The sequence below is a fragment of the Pseudomonas fluorescens NCIMB 11764 genome, from assembly GCF_000293885.2.
In the GTDB taxonomy this organism is placed as follows: Bacteria; Pseudomonadota; Gammaproteobacteria; order Pseudomonadales; family Pseudomonadaceae; genus Aquipseudomonas; species Aquipseudomonas fluorescens_B.
Map to the genome: position 1 here is coordinate 3,803,647 of NZ_CP010945.1, position 20,417 is coordinate 3,824,063.

Genomic DNA, 20,417 nt, shown 5'->3' on the forward strand with positions numbered 1-20,417 from the left:
CATGAAAACAGCCCTTATCCTTGGCTTGCTGCTGATCGGTGGCGTGCATTTCGCTGCCGGCGCGTTGCCCTTGAACCCCAACGAAAGTGCCGGGAAGCGGCTGTATCGCGAGGGCGTGTCCAACAGCGGTGAGCCGATCATGGCGCGGGTCGGGGCGGCGGGCATGATGCTGCCGGCCACCAGCCTGCCGTGCGCCAATTGTCACGGCACCGATGGCCTGGGCCGTCCCGAAGGCGGGGTGCGACCGCCTGACCTGAGCTGGTCGCGGCTGACCAGCACCTACGGCCAGCAGCAGATCAATGGGCGCAATTATCCGGCGTACACCGAAGGCACGTTGGCGCGGGCGATCCAGGAAGGGCGCGATCCCGGCAACAATCGTCTCGACCCGGCGATGCCACGGTTCGTGCTGTCGATGAATGATCAGCGCAACCTTACGGCCTACCTCAAACGCCTGGCCGATGAGCGCGATCCTGGCCTGACGCCGGACAGCCTGCATCTGGGCACGCTGTTGCCCAGCCAGGGAGCGTTGGCCGAGGAGGGTGCGACGGTGGCGGCGGTGCTCAACGGCAGCGTGGCGCGAATCAACCAGGCCGGCGGGATTCATGGCCGGCAGTTGCGCCTGACCATCCTCGATCCGGGCCCGGACCGTGCCAGTGCCGAGCAGGCGCTGGACCGGCTGATCGAGCAGGAACAAGTGTTCGCCCTGATCGCGCCACTGGTGCCGGCACTCGACACGCAATTGGTCACACGCCTGGAACGGGCCGGCATTCCGCTGATCGGCCCGCTTTCCCTGCAAGGCACGGCCCAGAGCAGTCGGCAAATTTTCGAACCACTGCCGGGCTTGCGTGAACAACTGATCGCCCTGGCCGATTACGCCACCGGCAGCTTGCGTGTGCTTCAGGGACCGACGCTCATCACCTATCCGGATGAGCCCGGCCAGCGACTGGCGGCGCAGAACCTCAGCCGGTATCTGCAAGATCGCGCCTGGCAAAACGTCAGTCTGCAAGCCTACGAGCCGATGCAGGACGAACTGCCGCTGGGCTCGCGCTCGGTGTTTTACCTGGGCAGCGGCGGTGGTTTCAGCCGCCTTGCCGAACGCTTGCAGACAGCAGGGCAGGTGCCTTACCTGTTTGCCACGTCGAATCAGGTGGCCGGCGACCTGTTGCAGGTGCCCAGCGGTTTTTCCCGCCGGGTGTTCCTGTCCTATCCGTTCGTGCCCAGTGACTGGACGCTGGCCGGGCGCCTGGCCCTGACCCAGGTGCGTGAGCAGCAGGGGCTCGGCGGCCAGCATGCGGTGCTGCAAGTCGGCGCGTTCAGCTCGATGCTGTTGCTCAGCGAAGGCATGAAACAGGCCGGGCGTGACGCCAGCCGCGAAAAGCTGATCAATGCGCTGGAAGGCCTGCATGACTTCGATACCGGGCTGACCCCGCTGATCAGCTTCGGCCCGGGCCGACGCCTGGGGTTGAGCGGCGCGCATATCGTCACCGTGGACCTGCCCGACCAGCGCTTCTACCTGGTTGCCCCTTACAAACCGATTGCCGCGACACCCTGACCGGAGGCCTCGATCATGAAGCTCAAGACTCTGCTGATCCTGATATCGATGTGGGTGCCCGTGGCATTCGCCAGCAATGGCCCGGCTGCCGCGCGGGTCAATGGCGAGGAAATTTCCGAGTTCCGCCTCGAGCGTTATTTCGCCGAGTATCTGGAGGATCAGGGCCGGGCGCTGGGCAGCATTCGCAATCCCAAGGCTTACAAGCAATTGCGCCAGAAGGCGCTGGACGCGTTGATCGACCGTGAGGTGCTATGGCAGGAAGCGCTCAAGCGCGGGGTGGTGATCAGCGACGCTACGGTGCAACGCCAGGTTGAACAGACCCGGCAAGCCATCGGCGGTGCCGAAAAATTTGCTCGTCGCCTGGAAGACGCCGGTTTCGACGAAGCCGGTTTTACCGAATACACCCGCCGTGAGCTCGCGGCGCAGCAGGTGTTTGCCGAGCTGACCCAAGTGAGCGGGCCGGACGAAAAGCAGGTCCGCGCGTTTTACGAAGAACACCGTGCCGAAATGACTCGGCCCGAAGAAGTGCAGGCGCGGCACATCCTGATCAAAGTCCCTCAGGGCGCCGATACCACCACAGTCGAAGCGGCGCGGCTACGCTTAGTGGAGATGCAAGTGAAAATCAGCCAGGGCGCCGACTTTGCCGACGTGGCACGGACCGGGTCCGAGGATGCTTCCGCAAGCCAAGGCGGAAACCTGGGCTATTTTCCTCGTGGGCGTATGCTGCCTGAGTTCGAAGCGGCAGCTTTTACCCTGGCGCCCGGCGGGGTCAGCGAGCCTGTTCGCACACCGCTGGGCTGGCACTTGATTAGTGTGCAGAACCACTTGGAGGCGGCCGATGTCTCAGAGCAACAGGGACTTGACTGGGTTCGGGCCTACCTTGTCCGGCAGCAACAGGTCCGTGTTCGTCTTGAGGTTCTGGCACAGCTTAGATCGCGCCATCGAATCGAACGGATTGACGATGATTGAAGGTTCCCCCCCAATAATGGGGAAAAGCTTCAACGCACATTCGTACGCTTCCCCGCCTTTGGGGGACGCGGTGTCTGAGCGAAAAGGCTTTTCCATGGAAATCAACTACATGCAGCGGTAATACAACCGCCACTCAGCCTGGCATGAAGTGTGCGTTAGCCTCAGTAAGGCGCGCACTCTGCCAGGTTCGGAAATCGGACCTGCGGTTCAAGGAGTCCACCTTGTTGAACAAAGTACTGGTTGTCGAAGACGAACAGCTGCTTGCACAAAACCTCAAGGATTACCTTCAGGCGCAAGCGCTGGACGTCCGGATTGCACATGACGGTGCGACGGGAATCGGCGAAGCCGAACAGTTTGCACCCGATGTGATGGTGTTCGATTACCGCTTGCCCGATATGGAAGGCTTTGAGGTGCTCGATGCCGTCCGCCAGAACAGGAACTGTCATTTTGTGCTGATTACCGGGCACCCAACCGCTGAAGTCTGTGAGCGGGCCCGGCAACTGGGAGTCAGCCATATCCTGTTCAAACCGTTTCCATTGGCGGAACTGGCCCGTGCAGTCTGTGACCTTCTGGGAATGGAGCGCGAACCCAAAGCCGGCGTGAGCACATGCGAAGGTTTTGTCGAACGACGCCAGAGCAGGACCGAGAGTTTCCCGCTGCAGTTGTACGACGGCAGTTGGGTGCTGGCGGATCGTCGACGAAGTTCATCGACCTCCATGGCACCGGACGACGAACAATTGCTCACCGGGGAGTAGTGGCGCGACTAGCCGTTCCGGTAACCGCCGTAATTGCTCGCCGCGTCGACAGGGCTCAAAGCCCCCGGCGTTGGAGAGCAAGTCATGGACCGTCTATCCCTTGCCGTCGAACCGGCGCAGTTGGAATGTGTACCGTCTCGCTTTTCCAGTGAGCAACTCTCCCAGGCACGATCACTGGCCGCCAGTTCCGGCGAGCGGATGCTCGAAGCCCTCGGGACGCTGTGCGAACTGGCTCCCATGCCCTTCATCCAGTGTCTCGGCGCAACCTTGCATTACCCGGTGCTCGACACCGACAGCCTGTTCAAGGCCACCCCGGTGTTCGACCGGGTCACCCTGGCCCAATGCCTCAAGCGCGAATTCATCCTGCTGCGTCACGACGAGGCGGTCATTGGCGTGTTTGCCGACCCTTTCGATACTTCGCGCCTGGCCTGGATCGATGACTGCCTGCACGGCGCGCCGCTGTACCTGGTGCATGCCGACGACCTGAAGGCCTATCTGGCGCGCCACGAAGAAAGCTTCCATGCGGTGGAGTCGCTCAACGCTCAGGCTGAAGCCAACATCGAAATCGATACCCTGCAAAGCCTGTCCCTGACCAGCATCAGCGAAGACGCCAGCGTCGTCGTCAAACTGGTCAACTCGACCCTGTACGACGCGCTGAAAATGCATGCCAGCGACATTCATCTGGGCACCACCGGCAGCGGTCTGGTGATCAAGTACCGCATCGACGGCGTGCTCAACAACATCAGCAAGATCCAGGGCAGCGAGTTTGCCGAACAAGTGATTTCCCGGGTCAAGGTCATGGCCGAACTGGACATCGGCGAGAAACGCGTGCCCCAGGACGGTCGCTTCAAGATCGGCATCAGTGGTCGGCAGATCGACTTCCGGGTGTCGATCATGCCGAGCATCTTCGGTGAAGACGCGGTGCTGCGGGTGCTCGACAAACAAGACCTGGCGGACAAGGTCTGCGGCGTGCAGTTGCAAGCGCTGGGCTTTGAAGACGAGACCCTGCGCCAACTGCGCCGGCTGGCCGCCGAACCCTACGGCATGGTGCTGGTGACCGGTCCCACCGGCAGCGGCAAAACCACCACGCTCTACGCGATGATCACCGAGATCAACCACGGCGTGGACAAGATCATCACCATTGAAGACCCGGTGGAATATCAATTGCCGGGCGTGTTGCAAATTCCGGTCAACGAGAAGAAAGGCCTGACCTTCGCCCGGGGGCTGCGCTCGATCCTGCGCCACGATCCGGACAAGATCATGGTCGGTGAAATCCGCGACCCCGACACCGCCCAGATCGCCGTGCAATCGGCGCTCACCGGGCACCTGGTGTTCACCACCATCCACGCCAACAACGTGTTCGACGTGATCGGCCGGTTCACCCAGATGGAAATCGACCCTTACAGCCTCGTCTCCGCGCTCAATGCCGTGCTGGCCCAGCGTTTGATCCGCCTGGTCTGCACCACGTGCAGCGCGCCGAGTCACCCGACCGACGACGAACTGCGCGCCTCGGGGCTCGATCCGCATAACGTCGATCAGTACCGCTTCGTTCTCGGCAAGGGTTGCGGCCATTGCCGGGGCACCGGCTACCGCGGGCGCACGGCGATTGCCGAGCTGCTGCACCTGGACGACGAGCTACGGCAGATGATCGTCGAGCGCCAACCGATTTCGAAAATCAAGGCCCATGCGTGCAAACGTGGCTTGCGCCTGCTGCGCGAGTCGGCGCTGGAACTGGTTGCAGATGGGCGGACCACGCTCGAGGAGATCAATCGTGTCACTTTTGTCTCGTGATCGTTTTGTCGCCGTACTCGGCGCCAGTGGTGTCGGCCTCGGCCAGCGCCGTGGCAGCGAAACCCTGTGGCTGGGCAGCGTCGGTTTTATCGACGAAGGCTTCCATGCCTGGGCCGTGGCGCTGGATACCCTTGACCACTTGCTGGCCGACCACACCCGTTCCGGTGCCGAGTTGAGCGTGGTGATTTCCGGGCACTTCAGCCGCTTCTGCCTGGTGCCCTGGAGCGAACAGATCAGCAGCCCCGACGAATTACGCGGCTTTGCCCAGCTGTGCCTTGAAGACCTTTACGGTGCACCGGCTCAGCCCTGGAGCCTGGTGCTTTCGGCAGAACCGGCGGGGTATGACCGGATCGCCAGCGCGCTGCCGCAAGACTTGCTCACGCGCCTGCGCACACTGGTCAGCGCCCGTGGCCTGCGCTTGCGTTCGGTGCAGCCGTACCTGATGGCGGCGTTCAATCACTTCGATAGAAGCTTCGATGCCGGCGACTTCCTGTTCGTGGTCGCCGAACCGGTGCGCAGCGTGTTGCTGCTGGCCCGGGAAGGCCGCTGGGCCTCGGTGCGTTCTTTGGGCAGCAGCGACAGCGACGCCGCACTGACCGCGCTGATCGGCCGCGAAAGCCAGTTGCAGGCTTCCACCAGCGAGCGGCCGCTGAACGTCTACCTGCATGCCCCTGCGCGCATCGACGTGCAGCCCGATGTACCCGAGGTACATTTGCGTACCCTTGAAGAAGGCCGGACACCCGTACGCGATTGCCTGTACGTCATGTCCCGGGCGGTGGCCTGAGATGCGCGCCCTGAACCTCGACTTTCAGCCGCGCCGCCGCTCGGGCCCCCTGGGCTGGAGCCTGTTGGCCGTGGGCATAGTGCTGGTGCTGGGTTGCATCCTCGTTCAGCAGCACCTCAGTGACGAAACCGCGCAACAACAGGGCCATCTGCAAACCGCCCAGCGCGTCCTCACCGGCGACAACGGCACCAAGGTCAGCCTGACGCCGGCAGAAACCCGCGAGCAGGCGCAAAACCTCGCCGAGATGCGCAAGGTCTCGCAGCAACTGCGTCGGCCTTGGGAGAGTCTGTTTGCCCTGCTCGAAGCCATGCCTCGCGACAACATCGCCTTGCTGACCCTGACACCCGATGCCCGCAAGGGTCAGCTCAGGATCAGCGCCGAGGCGAAAGACCTCGACGCCATGCTCGACTTCCACCGCAACCTCGAAGCCAGCGACGAGCTGTCCGATGTGTCGCTGCTCAGCCACGAAATCGTGGCCAACGTGCCGGAGCACCCGGTGCAATTCAACTTGTCGGCTACCTGGGAGATTGGCGATGCGAATCCCTAGATTGATCGTCCACGAATACCTGCAAGGCCTGGGCATTCCCGGTCTGGCGGGGCTGGCAATGCTGGCGCTGGCGTTGGTCTATGGTCTGGCGGGCCTGGTGCCGGACTGGCAGTCGCTGCAACAGCTCAGCCAGCAGACCCGCGACGCCGGCGAGTACCTGGCCAGGGTGGAAGACGGTAGTGTCGCCGCCCCGGTGGTGCCGCAACGTCAGCTCGACGACTTCCGCAGCAAGCTGCCTTCGCAACCTCAGGCTACCGTCGCCATCGACAAGATCTACGCGCTGGCGGCCCAGGAACACATCACCCTGGCGCGCGGTGAATATGCCTTGGGCATCGACCCTAAAACCCATCTGGCCCGCTATCAGATTCTGCTGCCGGTGCGCGGCAGCTACCCGCAACTGCGGCGCTTCCTGCATGCCTTGCTCGGCCAGTTGCCGGCGGTGGTGGTGGAGGACGTGGAGTTCCAGCGCAAGAAAATCGCCGACACCGACCTGACCGGGCGGATCCGCATGACCCTTTACCTGTCGAGGTCATGATGAATATCAAGCGCGTAGTGGGCTGGATGGGGTTCTTCGGTGTTGCGGCGGCGCTGGCCTGGTTGCCGGATTACTTGATGCCGGTCGACGAGGGCGATGCGGCCGTTGCCACCTTGCCGACCGCGAGCAAAAACAAAACCCGGGGTGCGCTGCCTGCCGCGCCGGCCACTGCCAAGCCGGCAGTGGTGAAGGACTTGAGCCCGGCCGGCGACTTGTTCGCCGCCCGCAGCTGGAAGGCGGCGCCGACCCTCGCCAGCGTCATCGAACAACCCATCAACGTGACCCCGGTGGTGCAGGTCCCCAGCGTACCGCCGATGCCTTTCCAGTTTGTCGGGAGGCTGGATGACCGTTCTGACCTGCAAGTGTTTTTGCAGAACGGCGAAAAAATATACGTCGTGCGCAAAGGGGATGTAATCGACGAAACCTGGCGGATCGAGGGCATTTCCGATGTGGAACTGAGCTTCATCTACCTGCCTTTGCATGTGTCCCAGACCTTGTCTGTGGGGAGCGCGCCATGAACAGATGCCGTTTGCTGATGAGCCTTGCCTGCCTCTGCGCAGGGCTGGCCGCGTGCAGTTCCGCGCGGATCGCCAACAAGGAAGCGTCCGAGCTGATCGAGCAAGGACAATACGAAGCCGGCCTGGCGCGTATCGAAGAAGGGCTGCGGGAAAATCCTCGTGATACTGAACTGCATCTGGCCCTGAATACCGCCCACGCCAAGGCAATTACCGCGCTGTTGACCGAGGCCGATACGGATCGTGCGCATCGGGACTTTTCCGCCGCACGCGTCAACTACAGCCGGGTGTTGACCATCGAGCCGAACAACCGTCGTGCCCAGGACGCCATGCGCCAACTCGATTACATGCGCAGCCTGGATGAAAAACTCGAGCTGGCCCGTGGCGACCTGCGTCGCGGCGACATCTACGGGGCCGACCGCCAGGTCAAACAGATTCTCGAACTGGACCCTAAAAACGACGGCGCACTTGAACTGCAAAGCAACATTCGCCTGGTCCAGAGCCGCAACGTGATTCCGTATCCACAGCTGCGCACACGCCTGGAACGGCCCGTGACCCTGGAGTTTCGCGACGCCAACCTGAAGACCATTTTCGAAGTGCTGTCCCAGGTCGCCGGCCTGAATTTCATCTTCGACAAAGACCTGCGCCCGGACATGAAAGCCACGATCTTCGTGCGTGATGTGCGCATCGAAGACGCCGTGGAACTGCTGCTGCAACAGAACCAGCTGCACCAGAAAGTGGTGAACGAAAACACCTTGCTGATCTACCCGGACTCGCCGCAAAAGCTCAAGGATTACCAGGAGCTGGTGATGCGCACGTTCTACCTGACCAGCATCGATGCCAACACCGCACTGAACATGATCAAGACCATGCTCAAGACCCGCGATGTGTTTGTCGACGAGCGCCTCAACACCCTGACCATGCGCGACACCGAAGACGCCATCCGCATGGCGGAAAAGCTCCTGCAATCGCAAGACCAGTCCAACCCTGAGGTGGTGCTGGAAGTGGAGGTGATGGAAGTTGCCACCCAGCGGATTCTCGACCTCGGCCTGCAATGGCCGAACACCTTTGGCGTGGTCAACAGCGACGGTTCGCCGGTGTCGCTGCTCAACCAATTGAAAGGTATCGACTCGAGCCGGATCACCATCAATCCATCGCCCCAGCTCAAGATCAACGCCCAGGACAACGACATCAACACCCTGGCCAGCCCGGTGATTCGTGTCAGTAACCGCGAGCAGGCGCGTATCCACATCGGTCAGCGTGTGCCGATCATCAGTGCCACGTCGGTGCCGTCGACCCAAGGCCCGGTGATCACCGAAAGCGTCACTTACCTGGACGTCGGTCTGAAGCTGGAAGTGCAACCGACCGTGCACCTGAACAACGAAGTGGCGATCAAGATCGCCCTGGAAGTCAGTAACGCAACGCCGCTGGAACCGACCCGGCAGGGCACGATCCCGGTTCAGGTCGATACCCGCAACGCCCAGACCACCCTGCGTCTGCATGACGGCGAAACCCAGATCCTCGCCGGCCTGATGCGCAATGACCATGGCGCCACTGGCAACAAGATTCCGGGTCTTGGCGACATCCCGGGCCTGGGCCGGTTGTTCGGCAGTAACAAGGACAACGTCAGCAAGTCGGAACTGGTGTTGTCGATCACGCCTCGCATCGTGCGCAACCTGCCGTACCAGAGCCCGTCGGACATGGAGTTCCCGACCGGCACCGAAACCAGCATGCACATTCAGGCACCGGATCGCCGGATGGAATCATCGAACCAGCCGGAGTCCATCGATCGGCCGGTGGCTGCCACCAATGTGCAAGTCAGCGTCGGGAAGCCTTGATCATGAGCGCCTCGCAACGTGGTTTTACCTTGATCGAAGTCGTGGTGACGCTGGCCCTGATCGGCTTGCTGGCCGGTATGGCCGCACCGCTGACCGAGACCGTGGTGCGCCGGGGCAAAGAGCAGGAATTGCGCACGGCGCTGTACCAGATCCGCGATGCCATCGACGCCTACAAGCGTGCATTCGATGCCGGTTACATCGAGAAGTCGCTGAACAGCAGCGGCTATCCGCCGAACCTCAAAGTGCTGGTAGACGGCGTGCGCGACGTGCGCAGCGCCAAGGGAGCCAAGTTCTATTTCTTGCGCCGCGTACCCCATGACCCGCTGGCCCCGGTCAAGCGCGACGACGAAGGCGGCTGGGGCCTGCGCGCCTACGACAGCACGGCTCAAAACCCGCGAGAAGGCGAAGACGTCTTCGACATTTATTCGAAAGCGCGCGGCAAGGGTCTCAACGGCATCGCGTACCGGGAGTGGTGAGCATATGCGTCGGGAAAAGGGTTTTACCCTGCTGGAACTGATGGTGGTCATGGCAATCATCGCGACCTTGATGACCATCGCCATGCCACGCTATTTCAACAGCCTCGAAGCCTCGAAAGAGACCACGCTGCGCCAGAGCCTGTCGGCGATGCGTGAAGCGCTGGATCACTACTACGGCGACACCGGGCGTTATCCCGACTCTATCGAACAACTGGTGGAACAACGTTACCTGCGCAACCCGCCGATGGACCCGATAGCCGAGCGCAAGGACCTCTGGGTCATGGTCGCGCCGCCGGAAGGCGTTCCGGGCGGGGTCGCCGATATCAAAAGCGGTGCCACAGGGAGGGCGCGTGATGGCAGCCTTTTTTCCGAGTGGTAAAAATCTGTGGCGAGGGAGCTTGCTCCCGCCGGGCTGTGCAGCAGCCCCACTTTTAGGGCCGCTGCGCAGCCCGGCGGGAGCAAGCTCCCTCGCCACAAATCCGCTGTCACGCTTAAGTGAGAAGCGGCGGACCAGCGAGGGCGGCTTCACCTACCTGGGCGTGCTGTTCCTGATCATGCTGATGGGTATGGGCCTGGCCAGTGCCGGTGAGTTGTGGTCGACCGCTTCGCGCCGTGATCGTGAGCGCCAGTTGCTCTGGGTCGGTACGCAATACGCCCAGGCATTGCGCAGCTACTACCGCAGTTCTCCAGGCCTGGCCCAATACCCCAAAGCGCTGGAAGACCTGTTGCAGGACGAGCGTTTTCCCAGCCCCAAACACCATCTCCGGCAGCTGTATCCGGACCCGATTGGCGGTGGCGAATGGGTCCTGATGCGCGGTTTCGACGGGCGCATCACCGGCCTCAACAGCGCCTCCACGGACAAGCCGCTGAAGCAGGCGGATTTTCCCACGCAGTGGTCGGACTTCACCGGCATGGCCAGTTACAAGGATTGGCAGTTCGTGGCCGAGAAGGCCTTCCTCGATGGCACATCGGGACCTGCCAAGGGCCAGTCGAAATTGCCTCAGGCGCTGCAGCCATGAACAGATTCTGCGTGGCCATGATCCTGATGCTGACGTCCGCTGCCGCCCCGGCCGGCGAGGAGGACGAAATGATGGGGTTCATCGTCGATGACACGATCTCGCACATCGGCCACGACTTCTACTACTCATTCAGTGAACGCCTGCGCGCCACCAGCCCGATGGATTTCAACCTGGTGGTGCGCGAACGACCTTCGGCGCGCTGGGGCGCCCTGGTCACCGTGGAGTATCAGCAGCGTTTGGTTTATCGGCGTTTTCTGCCGCCCAATACCGTGGAACTCAAGGACGAGGCCTATGCCGCCGCCGACTGGGTTCGCGGGCAGATCGTCCAGCGCAAGCTGGAAGCCATGTTGCAGGACACAACGGACCTTGAGAGGGACGAATTATGAAAACAACAATCTTCTCGCAGCGCCCCCTGTTTTCAAGGGCAGGTATCTGGTTGATCGGGCTCGGCAGTTGCGGCCTGGTCCAGGCCACCGAGCTGGTCTACACGCCCATCAATCCATCGTTTGGCGGCAACCCGTTGAACGGGACCTGGCTACTCAACAACGCCCAGGCCCAGAACGATTACGACGATCCTGATTTGAAAAAACGCACCGCTGCGGCCGGGACGTCGGCGCTGGAGCGGTTCACCAGTCAGTTGCAATCACGGCTGCTCGGTCAGTTGCTGGACAACATCTCCGCGGGCAACACCGGGAGCCTGACCACCGACGCTTTTATCGTCAACGTGGTCGACGACTCCGGACAATTGACCATCGTCGTGACCGACCGAGCGACCGGTGAAGTCTCCGAAATTCAGGTAAGCGGCCTGGCCCCTTGACGGGATTCGGGTTGATGGGGAGTGAAGGACATGAAAAAAATAATGGTGCTAGGGCTGATGTTGGCGGCGTTACAAGGGTGCAGTCTGCGCGACCCCGTCGGGGCGGAGCAGGACACCGAAACCCCGACGCTGACCCCGAGGGCTTCGACCTATTACGACTTGATCAACATGCCGCGACCCAAGGGCCGGTTGATGGCGGTGGTGTACGGTTTTCGCGACCAGACCGGTCAGTACAAACCGACGCCGGCCAGTTCGTTTTCCACCAGCGTCACCCAGGGCGCGGCAAGCATGCTGATGGATGCGTTGCAGGCCAGCGGCTGGTTTGTGGTGCTGGAGCGTGAGGGGCTGCAGAACCTGCTGACCGAGCGCAAGATCATCCGCGCCTCGCAGAAAAAACCGAACACACCGGTGAATATCCAGGGTGAACTGCCGCCGCTGCAAGCGGCGAACATGATGCTCGAGGGCGGGATCATTGCCTACGACACCAACGTGAAAAGCGGCGGGGAAGGGGCGCGTTACCTGGGGATCGATATTTCCCGGGAGTATCGGGTGGATCAGGTCACGGTGAATCTGCGGGCGGTGGATGTGCGCAGCGGGCAGGTGTTGGCCAATGTGATGACCAGCAAGACCATCTACTCCGTGGGCCGTAGTGCCGGGGTGTTCAAATTTATCGAGTTCAAGAAGTTGCTCGAAGCTGAGGTCGGGTACACCACCAACGAACCGGCGCAGTTGTGTGTGTTGTCGGCGATCGAGGCGGCGGTGGGGCATCTGTTGGCTCAGGGGATCGAGCGGCATTTGTGGCAGGTGGCGGGGGATAATTCGCCGCAGAGTAGTGAGACGCTTGATCGATACCTGACCCAGAACAAGCTGCCTGAAGAAGAGTGAACCGAGGCGGCCTTCGGGCCGACCAGGCTCTTTCAGGTGTACCCGTTCGACTGATTTCACAGATCCACCACAATCCCTGCTAGCGATGGACGCCCGGACATCGCGTTCATTCAGACAGCACGCGTTATCGTTGACGTCCATCGCTAGCAGGCTAGCTTCCACAGGGAAATGCGTACTATCAAAGAGCAAGGCCTGCCGGTAGGCCGCCTTGCGTTGCTGTGGCGGTAGCCGCCCCCGGCCATGGATGGGCGATGGCGGCGGGCCCACGGAGCAGGACCGGAAGGAGGGCATGCCGAGGTTCTCGCCGGGCTGACCATCTCATTAGGGGCAAAAGCTCTTGGTTACTTGGCGCTTTTCCAAGTGACTCGCCGAAAGGGCGAAACCAATAGCCGCCGTTACCGCAAAAACGGATATGTACACCTGAAAAAAATGGTCGGCTGTCAGGCCGCTTTCGCTGGCAAGCCAAGCTCCTACAGGGACCGTTCAACCTTGCAAACCCCAGACAAAAAAACCGCGACCCTCACCCAGGGCCGCGGTTTTTTATACCTCCACAATTACTGCTGCAACACCGTCGCCCGGTTATCCGTCCCCAACTGCTGAACAGTCGCCATCTGCGCCACACCGCTCTGATCAACATTGGCAATGTTCCCGGTGCCGCCCTGGGTCACATACGCCACGTTCATCGTGTCAGCCTGTTTCAGCGTGATCTGGTTATCGCTGCCCCACTGGGTGGTGTAGGCCTGGTTGCCGGTGCCGGACTGGTCGAATTCGGTGCGGTTGGCCGTGCCGGTGCTGGTGCCCGAGGCGAGGTTGGTGGTGCCGCGTTGATCGGCGATGAGGATGTTGTCGCTGCCGTTCTGGTCGAAGTACAGCTCGTTGTAACTGTCGGCCTGGCTGACCGTGGTTTTGTTCCCGGTGCCGGTCTGGTTGGTGGTCATGATGTGGCCGACGCCGTCCTGGGTGAAGTTGGCGATGTTGGCGTTGCCGGTCTGGTTGATGGTTGCGCGCTGATTGCTGCCGAACTGGCCACCTTTTTGCGGGCCTTTCCAGTTGCTGGCGTAGACCTTGTTGTCGTTGCCTACCGAGGTGGCGGTGAGTGAATGACCTTCGCCGGTCTGGTAGGTGAAGTGCGTGTTGCCCGTGCCTGTCTGGTACAGCGCGATGGTCGAGCCGGTGGATTCGAACTGATCGGCATAGATCGCGTTGAGGTCGCCGACCTGAAAGACCCGGGCGGTGTTGTTTTCGCCGAAGCTCTGGTCGACCACGGTTTCGTTGGTCAGGCCGATCTGGTCGACGGTGGTTTCGCTGCCGACTTGTCCGTCTTGCCAGACTTCAGCGCCGTTGCCTTCGCCGAGCTGGTTGATGGTCAGGTTGCCGCCGTCGCCGTTGCGCTGGTCGCCGTAGGCGTAGTTGCTGGTGCCGGTCTGGTTGAGGTTGATCTGACCGCCCATGTGGTTGATCTGTTCGGCGGTGGCGTAGTTGGTGGTGCCGTACTGCATGATCACCGCAGTGTTGGCGATGCCGAGCTGGATCTGTTCGATGTTGGCTTCGTTGCTGTCACCGAACTGGAAGGTTTGACCTGTCGTACCTTCCTGGCTGTCCTGATAGACGAACGAGAAGTTGCCGGTGCCTTGCTGTTGCTGCAGCACTTCACCGCCACCCACACCAATCGACTGGCTGGCATGGCTGGTGTTGAAGCTGCCGGTCTGTTGCTGGTTGATGGTGCTGTTGTTTTCGAACAACTGCTCGGCGTAACCGGCGTTGTACTCACCGACCTGGTTCTGGTCGATGGTACTGGTGGCCGAGTCCTGCACGGCGGCCGCGTCGTTACCCTGTCCGAGTTGCTGCTGGGTGGCGGTGCTGAAGGGGGCCAGGGTCTGTTTCACATCGGCGACGTTGGCGGTGCCGACCTGGTCCTGGGTGGAAACACTGTCGTCGGCCATCGCCTGGGCACTGACAATGACCAGGATGGCGGCGGTGAGGGGCGTCAGTTTGAACATGATGAAACCTCCAGGTGGTGCAGTGCTTTAGCGGTATTGTTTGACCGAAACGCTCATGCCGTTTCCGGACTGGCTCACGGCGCTGGAAAGCCCCGTGCCGGCCTGGTCGATGCTGGCGTCGTTGTTGTTGCCGTTCTGGGAAATCTGCGCGCGGTTCTGGCTGCCGGCCTGGGTGATCGAGGCGGAGTTGCCGGAGCCTTGCTGGGTGATCATCGCCATCAGGTCGCTGCCTTGTTGCAGGATGTACGCTTCCTGATTGCTCCCCGACTGGACGATGGTGCCGAGCAACGACTGGCCGTTCTGTTGCAGCAACGCCACGTTGGCCTGGCCGGTCTGGTCGATCAGCGCGTGCTGGCCAATCGGCGGTGGCAACTCGCCGAGGTCGGTGCCGGGGCCCAGGTCGTCGTTCTCCATCAGATCGTCGGCGCGCACGCTCGCGCTGCTGCAGAGCAGAAGCAGGCAGAGCAGGGCGGCGGTCGACGTTTTCATGAGGCTGTCCTTCAGCAAGAGGCCTGCCCCATCGGCCACATGACCGATGGGGCGAGGACTCAGTTCGAGATCACCGACACCGAACGCACGGTGCCTTGGGACGAGGTGATGGTGGCAGTCGGGTTCGCCGACGGGATCACCGTGGTGGTGTTGTTCACCGTCAACCGCCAGCGACCGGTCACCGGCACCGTGGTGGTGCCCAGGGTTTGCAGCCCGGTTGGGGTGCTGACCCGGACGGTGATGGTGTTGCCGGTGATCACCGACGAGGTGCCCGCAAAGTCCCAGGTGAAGCGGTTGTTGGAGCGTGCCGACACCGTTGCCGTGGTCACCGTGAAGGCTTCTGCCGGTGGCCGTGGCGAGACTTGCACCGTGACTGTGGCCGGTGTCACCGACAGGGCGCCGAAGTTGTCCCGGGCGATGTAGGTGAAGGTGGTGGTGAACGCCGTGGTCACGGTGGCCGGTGGTGTGTAGGTGATCACCGTGCCGTTGCTGCTGACGGTGCCGCGACCGGCCGCTGGTTGCGTGAAGCTGGCTATCGCGAGCGGCACGTTGCCTTCCGGGTCGGTGTCGTTGAGCAACACGTTGATCGGCACCGCCACTCCCAGGGTTGCGATGCTGTCGGCGACGGCCACCGGAGGCTGGTTAGGCGCCACGGTGATGGTCACGGTTGCCGGGGCGGTCGAGGCCAGGCCTTTGATGTCTTGCGCCTTGTAGGTGAAGGTCGTGGTCAACGGTGCATTGACCACCGCTGGTGGCGTGTAGACCACGGCGGTCGTGCCGCTCAATGCCACGGTGCCCTGGCCGGCGGCGGGTTGGGTCAGCGCGGTGATGCTCAACGGTGTATTGCCGTCCGGATCACTGTCGTTGGCCAGCAGGTTGAGGGTGATCGGCACACCGAAACTGGTGCTGCCGGTGTCGGCGACGGCCAGCGGCGACTGGTTTTCACCGCTGTTCGGTGCCGTCCCTACCACCACAACCGGCTCGGTGTCACTGCCGCCGGCGGCGGACTTGATGGTGACACTGGCCGGAGGCTGCGTCAGATCGGCAACGGTCAGCCGTTGCAGGATGCCGGTCTTGCTTAGACGTCCGTAACCCTGGGCGACCATGTCCGGCACCAGCACTTCGTCAGACGAGGTGGCCTCGATGAGCAGGCTGTGGTTGCTCCAGTTGTAGCGAGCGGTCTGGATTTTCACCACATCGGTGACTTTGCTCGACACTGCGGTTGGTCGGCTGGTGCCACTCGGGTCGGTAGCGGTGACCACCACCACCGAAGGAACGGTGGTCCCCGTCAGGCGATGAGCGAAGAACTCACCGGTGTTGTCGCCGAGCATGTTGACCAGGCATGGCGTCTGCGGTGGTCCTGGAACCAGGGCCACGGTTTCGCGGAAGCACAGGCTCGAACTGTTGGAAGATTTGCCGAAGACTTCCACCCGGGTACTGCTCGTTCCCGGACCTGTAGACATGCGGCGGTAAGTGGCGCGGCCGATTTCCACAGGGGTTTGCGCGCGGCTGTCGAGGACTTTGCCGGACACGGTGAAGAGGTTGGTCTGGATGGTACCGGCCGGCCCCTGGACACGCAGGAAGTTGTTGTTGAACGGACTGCCGGTGACCGCTTCGGTGAGGTTCGGATCGCCAACATAAGTTTCGACGGACCCGGTGTCCGGATTCACTTCGGTATACGGACCGTTGACGCTGCGCAGGAAAGGTCCGACCTCCCCGTTGAGCGCACCCGAGAAGTTGCCCGGTGCGCCGATGCCGATGTCGCGGGTGATGTTGATCGCCCGACGGCCCGGGGTGGTGACGTTGACCGTTTCCACTCCGTACGGGTGGGTGATGGTGTAAGTCCCCGCGACAGGTATGTTCACCCGCAGACGAATCCGCGCGAAGCTGGCCTGATCGCCATCGACCGGGTTTTCCGCAGCGAATGCCGCTTCGATCCCGGCCACGTAGGCATCCACGCCATAACCTCCGACATCGTTGATGCTGGTCTCGGCGAGGAACCAGAACGCTTCCGGTGGCCAGTTATCCGGAAACACCATGGGCTGGGTGTCGTCGAAGATCCCAGGTTCCGGGTTCAGGATGCACATGTAGGCGGGCGCGCCAGGAGCGCCGGGTGACCGCGAGCTGGTCGCCCGTGACTGGCACAGTTCCAGCGACAGCAAATTGCTGTCCTGATACCACATGGGGAATTTCCCCGTGGCAAAGGTGTAGGGGCCGGTATCGACGGCATTGAGTTGCGCGAACGCACTGCCGGACAGCGAGAGCGTCAGCCCGAGCGCGTTGAGCGCGAAGCGTGGCCACTTGTTCATGATGCCTCCTGATGCGGATCTGGGCATGAGAGCGTTCATTGCACGATGACCACTTCTTCGGTATCGCTGCCGCCATTGGATGACGTCACCCGAACCTTGGCCGGTGGAATCGGCGAGATGCCGGTCGACAGGGTTTTTTCTGCGCCATTGCCACTGAGGGCACCAATGGCGACACCCGTGCCGGAGGTGACGGTGAGTACCGGCGGCGACGTTTCATCGCTGGTCGAAGCCACTACCGTGATTTGCCCGTTGCTCAGGCTGTACTCGGCCCGTGAAATCACGACCAGGTCGGTCAGCGGCATGGTCAAGGACGTCGGCGTGCTGGTGGGAATGGCCAGGTGGTTGTCGGCCGTCACCAGCAAATTGCTCGGTAATGTCGGGTTGGTGGCTGACTGGGCATACCAGTGGCCGGTGGTGTTGGCTTCGGTCAGGTTCAGCACCGGGCTGTTGCTGTCCAGGGTCACGGTGGCCGGTGGTGGCGGGGCCAGGACGAAGACATCCTGTTGGGCCTCCGGGGCGCTGCTGCCGGCCTTGCGTGAGTAGGTGCTGCGCTCGGCTATGATCGGGGTGGGCCGAACCACCGTCGAAAGCTTGCCGGAGATAGCCATGACCGTTGTGCGCAAGTCCAGGCCGTTAGGTCCTTCAATGCGGATGTAGTTGGTGTTGAAAGGGCTGCCGGTAAACGCTTCCTCCAGGTTTGGATCACCGACGAATTGGTCGGCGGAACCAGTGACCGGGTTGGTCTCGGTGTAGGGGCCGTTGACGCTACGCAGGAAAGGGCCGATGTCACTTTTGAGCGCGCCGTCGTAGGTTTTCGGCGAGCCGATACCGATGTCCCGGGTCATGTTGATCGCGCGACGTCCGGGGGTATCGACATTGAAGACATCGACGCCGTAGGGGTGGGTGATCACATAGGTGCCAGCGGTGGGCACGTCCACCCGAATACGGATACGGCCAAAACTGACCTGGTCGCCTTCAACCGGATCTCCAGCGGCGAAGGCCGCTTCGACGGCGCTGACGTAGGTCAGGTCAATGCCCCGTGCCGCGTCGACAATGGATCCGTCACCGGTGAACCAGAACGCTTCATCGGGAAAGTTGGTCGGGAAAACGATCGGCTGAGTGTCGTCGAAAATACCGGGATTCGGATTCAAGAGGCACATGTAGGACGGCGCACCGGGCGCGCTTGGAACCCTGGAGCTGACAGCCTTGGACAGGCATAAGTCAAAGGTTCGACCGTGGGAGTCCTGATACCAGGAAGCGAAATTGCCGTTGGCGGGAACGTAGGGGCCCGGATCGACAGCAAACAGCGCTGCCTGGGCCACGCCTTGGGCCAGAGCGGACACAACCAGGGCGATCGCGGTTTTGGACAGTAAAGGGTGCATGAGTATTCCCTCTATCAGAGACCTGCCCGTGGGGATGGGTCAGTTGAGGGTGCTTCGGCAACTTCCATACCAATCGCGGGAAACCGCCGCCAGAGGCCCGGAATCAGGGCTTTTCAGGCATAGGCAGCGGCGGCTTGCCATCCGGTCATACGGGCCACTGTCCCCAGCATTGGGGGTAGATGGGGAGAGCGGGCAGGTTGGGGGCGGCGGGGACCCAAGGTCGGGCAAACAGCCATGAGTGGGCTATAACCAATGGGGGGAATCGCCAGGAAGTACGCCCATGAACATGCCGACGCAAATGCTCCAGTCCGAGGAGGGCAGTCGCCTGAGCTCGCGCAAGCAGCCGTTCAATCTGCTGCGCTGGTTTTCACTGATCAGCATGGGGGTGATCGGCACGGTGGCGGTGTCGCTGGGCGTGGTGTCCACGCGGTTCGTGATTACCGAGAGTGTGCAGCGTGATGCGCTGCTGACATCGCAGTTCATTCAGGCGATTGCCTCGGCCGAGGTGCGCCACGTCTCGATTCCCAATGTGCGAACCATGGGCGAGCTGCTGGACCCCCGCCAGGACCGCAACTTTCCCGACGTCGACCCGCTGGCCCGCGCCAATGCCCGGGGCGAATTTCTCGACCATATCGAGCATCTGCCAGACGTGATTCTGGCCAACGTCTATGCGCCTGACCGTATGGTGATCTGGTCGACAAACCCGGCCTTGATGGGCACGACCATCCATGCCGACGAGGACCTGGACAAGGCCTTCGAGTTCAGGAGGCCGGTGTCGGCCAGTTATCACGAAGTGGACAAGGCGCGCATGGAGCAGAAGTTCGTCAAGCAACCGGAATACATCTTTATCGAAAACTACATCCCGCTGTTCGATGCCGATGGAACAAATGTCACCGCGATGGTGGAGATCTACAAGGAGCCGAACGATTTGATCGACCGCATGGAGCGCGGCCTGGTGCTGATCTGGCTGGCCACTGCGCTGGGCGGCGGGCTGATTTATCTGGGGCTGTACTGGATCGTGCGGCGGGCGGCAATTCTGCTGGAGGTGCAGCAAAAACAATTGATCACCAACGAAACCTTCGTCGCACTGGGCGAGATGTCGTCGGCGGTGGCCCACAGCTTGCGCAACCCGTTGGCGACCATTCGCTCCAGTGCCGAACTGGCGCTGGAGTTCGACAGCGGCCCGGCACACAAAAACATCACCGACATCATTGGCCAGGTGGATCGCATGTCGAAATGGGTCAGGGAGCTGCTGCAATCCCTGCGTCCACTGCATGACGAGCCCGAACCGGTGAATCTGGTGGCGGCGTTGCAGGACAGCCTCATGGCTTTCGAACAGCAGATTGCCAAGGCCGGGGTCCACGTGGTGTTCGAGCCGAAGGAAACGCCCATGGTCCTGAGCCAGCAGGTGCAGTTGTCGCAGATCCTCAACAGTTTGCTGGCCAATGCGCTGGAAGCCATGGACAAGGGAGGCACGCTGACCATCGCCCTTGAGTCGACTGATTTCCGAGGCGTCAGCGTAGTGGTGAGCGACACCGGCAAGGGCATGAATGAGGAACAACGCAGCATGGCCTTCCGGCCGTTTTTCACCACCAAGCAAGGCGGGCTCGGTGTCGGGCTGGTCCTGGTCAAGCGCATCATGGAGCGTTGCGGTGGTGCCGTGAGCCTGGACAGTCGTGAGGGCGAGGGGACGAGGGTGCGTCTGTCATTCAAGCGGGTTCCCTGAAACGGGGATGAGCTTTCCCCGTTAGCGG

20 protein-coding genes are annotated in these 20,417 nt (G+C 61.9%); 16 read left to right on the forward strand and 4 right to left on the reverse strand.

From position 1 onward, the window contains the following. Window position 1: 1 nt before the first annotated feature. From B723_RS17560 to B723_RS17630, 15 genes are all read left to right on the forward strand, one after another. Window positions 2-1,552: an ABC transporter substrate-binding protein gene (locus tag B723_RS17560; RefSeq protein ID WP_017337946.1), complete on the forward strand. Its 1,551-nt coding sequence runs from the start codon at window positions 2-4 to the stop codon at window positions 1,550-1,552. Between the two features lie 15 nt (window positions 1,553-1,567). Continuing rightward, entirely contained in the window at window positions 1,568-2,521 is a 954-nt protein-coding gene (locus B723_RS17565; RefSeq protein ID WP_017337947.1) for a peptidylprolyl isomerase, read from the forward strand. A 221-nt stretch (window positions 2,522-2,742) separates the two neighbouring features. Beyond that, complete coding sequence (locus B723_RS17570) at window positions 2,743-3,276, forward strand: response regulator (protein WP_017337948.1); 534 nt, start codon at window positions 2,743-2,745, stop codon at window positions 3,274-3,276. 84 nt (window positions 3,277-3,360) lie between these two features. After that, complete coding sequence (locus B723_RS17575; protein ID WP_017337949.1) at window positions 3,361-5,067, forward strand: GspE/PulE family protein; 1,707 nt, start codon at window positions 3,361-3,363, stop codon at window positions 5,065-5,067. Then, a complete protein-coding gene (locus B723_RS17580) occupies window positions 5,048-5,851 on the forward strand; it encodes a hypothetical protein (RefSeq protein WP_017337950.1) in 804 nt (267 codons plus the stop codon). Before B723_RS17575 ends, B723_RS17580 begins: the two co-directional genes overlap by 20 nt. A gap of 1 nt (window position 5,852) precedes the next feature. Continuing rightward, window positions 5,853-6,398 (forward strand): PilN domain-containing protein, encoded by a 546-nt coding sequence (locus tag B723_RS17585; protein WP_017337951.1) that lies wholly within the window; start codon window positions 5,853-5,855, stop codon window positions 6,396-6,398. Then, a complete protein-coding gene (locus B723_RS17590) occupies window positions 6,385-6,933 on the forward strand; it encodes a GspMb/PilO family protein (protein ID WP_017337952.1) in 549 nt (182 codons plus the stop codon). Before B723_RS17585 ends, B723_RS17590 begins: the two co-directional genes overlap by 14 nt. After that, entirely contained in the window at window positions 6,933-7,451 is a 519-nt protein-coding gene (locus B723_RS17595) for a hypothetical protein (protein WP_017337953.1), read from the forward strand. Before B723_RS17590 ends, B723_RS17595 begins: the two co-directional genes overlap by 1 nt. Further along, window positions 7,448-9,286 carry a secretin N-terminal domain-containing protein gene (locus tag B723_RS17600; protein WP_017337954.1) on the forward strand — a complete coding sequence of 613 codons (1,839 nt, stop codon included), beginning with the start codon at window positions 7,448-7,450 and terminating at the stop codon, window positions 9,284-9,286. The genes B723_RS17595 and B723_RS17600 overlap by 4 nt, the downstream gene beginning before the upstream one ends. A 2-nt stretch (window positions 9,287-9,288) precedes the next feature. Continuing rightward, the gene (locus B723_RS17605; protein WP_017337955.1) at window positions 9,289-9,762 is read left to right on the forward strand and encodes a type II secretion system protein; all 474 of its coding nucleotides are present in this window, start codon (window positions 9,289-9,291) and stop codon (window positions 9,760-9,762) included. A gap of 4 nt (window positions 9,763-9,766) precedes the next feature. Continuing rightward, window positions 9,767-10,141 carry a type II secretion system protein gene (locus tag B723_RS17610; RefSeq protein WP_017337956.1) on the forward strand — a complete coding sequence of 125 codons (375 nt, stop codon included), beginning with the start codon at window positions 9,767-9,769 and terminating at the stop codon, window positions 10,139-10,141. A gap of 175 nt (window positions 10,142-10,316) precedes the next feature. Then, window positions 10,317-10,781, forward strand: coding sequence for a type II secretion system protein (locus B723_RS17615; protein ID WP_238588341.1), 465 nt, complete (start codon window positions 10,317-10,319; stop codon window positions 10,779-10,781). Next, on the forward strand, window positions 10,778-11,167 hold the full coding sequence (gene csgE, locus B723_RS17620) for a curli production assembly/transport protein CsgE (protein ID WP_017337958.1): 390 nt from the start codon (window positions 10,778-10,780) through the stop codon (window positions 11,165-11,167). The genes B723_RS17615 and csgE overlap by 4 nt, the downstream gene beginning before the upstream one ends. After that, complete coding sequence (locus B723_RS17625) at window positions 11,164-11,598, forward strand: curli assembly protein CsgF (protein WP_017337959.1); 435 nt, start codon at window positions 11,164-11,166, stop codon at window positions 11,596-11,598. The genes csgE and B723_RS17625 overlap by 4 nt, the downstream gene beginning before the upstream one ends. Window positions 11,599-11,628: 30 nt before the next feature. After that, window positions 11,629-12,483, forward strand: a complete 855-nt coding sequence (locus B723_RS17630) for a CsgG/HfaB family protein (RefSeq protein WP_031318713.1) — start codon at window positions 11,629-11,631, stop codon at window positions 12,481-12,483. A gap of 554 nt (window positions 12,484-13,037) precedes the next feature. Here B723_RS17630 and B723_RS17635 read toward each other — a convergent pair. The 4 genes from B723_RS17635 to B723_RS17650 are packed head-to-tail and all read right to left on the reverse strand — an operon-like array spanning window position 13,038 to window position 18,663. Next, on the reverse strand, window positions 13,038-14,483 hold the full coding sequence (locus tag B723_RS17635) for a curlin (RefSeq protein ID WP_017337961.1): 1,446 nt from the start codon (window positions 14,481-14,483) through the stop codon (window positions 13,038-13,040). A gap of 27 nt (window positions 14,484-14,510) precedes the next feature. Beyond that, complete coding sequence (locus B723_RS17640) at window positions 14,511-14,972, reverse strand: curlin (RefSeq protein ID WP_017337962.1); 462 nt, start codon at window positions 14,970-14,972, stop codon at window positions 14,511-14,513. A 59-nt stretch (window positions 14,973-15,031) separates the two neighbouring features. Then, window positions 15,032-17,281 carry an Ig-like domain-containing protein gene (locus tag B723_RS17645; RefSeq protein ID WP_017337963.1) on the reverse strand — a complete coding sequence of 750 codons (2,250 nt, stop codon included), beginning with the start codon at window positions 17,279-17,281 and terminating at the stop codon, window positions 15,032-15,034. Between the two features lie 35 nt (window positions 17,282-17,316). Continuing rightward, window positions 17,317-18,663, reverse strand: a complete 1,347-nt coding sequence (locus B723_RS17650; RefSeq protein WP_017337964.1) for a hypothetical protein — start codon at window positions 18,661-18,663, stop codon at window positions 17,317-17,319. Window positions 18,664-18,943: 280 nt separating this feature from the next. On the opposite strand from B723_RS17650, the gene B723_RS17655 reads away from it, so the two are divergent. Next, window positions 18,944-20,389: a sensor histidine kinase gene (locus B723_RS17655; protein WP_017337965.1), complete on the forward strand. Its 1,446-nt coding sequence runs from the start codon at window positions 18,944-18,946 to the stop codon at window positions 20,387-20,389. Window positions 20,390-20,417 lie beyond the last annotated feature (28 nt).

What these genes read in the sequence shown, in the direction of transcription:
- B723_RS17560 (WP_017337946.1), top strand. Translation starts at nt 2, where the DNA reads ATGAAAACAGCCCTTATCCTTGGCTTGCTGCTGATCGGTGGCGTGCAT.
- B723_RS17565 (WP_017337947.1), top strand. Translation starts at nt 1,568, where the DNA reads ATGAAGCTCAAGACTCTGCTGATCCTGATATCGATGTGGGTGCCCGTG.
- B723_RS17575 (WP_017337949.1), top strand. Translation starts at nt 3,361, where the DNA reads ATGGACCGTCTATCCCTTGCCGTCGAACCGGCGCAGTTGGAATGTGTA.
- B723_RS17585 (WP_017337951.1), top strand. Translation starts at nt 5,853, where the DNA reads ATGCGCGCCCTGAACCTCGACTTTCAGCCGCGCCGCCGCTCGGGCCCC.
- B723_RS17590 (WP_017337952.1), top strand. Translation starts at nt 6,385, where the DNA reads ATGCGAATCCCTAGATTGATCGTCCACGAATACCTGCAAGGCCTGGGC.
- B723_RS17595 (WP_017337953.1), top strand. Translation starts at nt 6,933, where the DNA reads ATGAATATCAAGCGCGTAGTGGGCTGGATGGGGTTCTTCGGTGTTGCG.
- B723_RS17600 (WP_017337954.1), top strand. Translation starts at nt 7,448, where the DNA reads ATGAACAGATGCCGTTTGCTGATGAGCCTTGCCTGCCTCTGCGCAGGG.
- B723_RS17605 (WP_017337955.1), top strand. Translation starts at nt 9,289, where the DNA reads ATGAGCGCCTCGCAACGTGGTTTTACCTTGATCGAAGTCGTGGTGACG.
- B723_RS17610 (WP_017337956.1), top strand. Translation starts at nt 9,767, where the DNA reads ATGCGTCGGGAAAAGGGTTTTACCCTGCTGGAACTGATGGTGGTCATG.
- B723_RS17615 (WP_238588341.1), top strand. Translation starts at nt 10,317, where the DNA reads ATGCTGATGGGTATGGGCCTGGCCAGTGCCGGTGAGTTGTGGTCGACC.
- csgE (WP_017337958.1), top strand. Translation starts at nt 10,778, where the DNA reads ATGAACAGATTCTGCGTGGCCATGATCCTGATGCTGACGTCCGCTGCC.
- B723_RS17625 (WP_017337959.1), top strand. Translation starts at nt 11,164, where the DNA reads ATGAAAACAACAATCTTCTCGCAGCGCCCCCTGTTTTCAAGGGCAGGT.
- B723_RS17630 (WP_031318713.1), top strand. Translation starts at nt 11,629, where the DNA reads ATGAAAAAAATAATGGTGCTAGGGCTGATGTTGGCGGCGTTACAAGGG.
- B723_RS17635 (WP_017337961.1), bottom strand. Translation starts at nt 14,483, where the DNA reads ATGTTCAAACTGACGCCCCTCACCGCCGCCATCCTGGTCATTGTCAGT.
- B723_RS17640 (WP_017337962.1), bottom strand. Translation starts at nt 14,972, where the DNA reads ATGAAAACGTCGACCGCCGCCCTGCTCTGCCTGCTTCTGCTCTGCAGC.
- B723_RS17645 (WP_017337963.1), bottom strand. Translation starts at nt 17,281, where the DNA reads ATGAACAAGTGGCCACGCTTCGCGCTCAACGCGCTCGGGCTGACGCTC.
- B723_RS17650 (WP_017337964.1), bottom strand. Translation starts at nt 18,663, where the DNA reads ATGCACCCTTTACTGTCCAAAACCGCGATCGCCCTGGTTGTGTCCGCT.
- B723_RS17655 (WP_017337965.1), top strand. Translation starts at nt 18,944, where the DNA reads ATGAACATGCCGACGCAAATGCTCCAGTCCGAGGAGGGCAGTCGCCTG.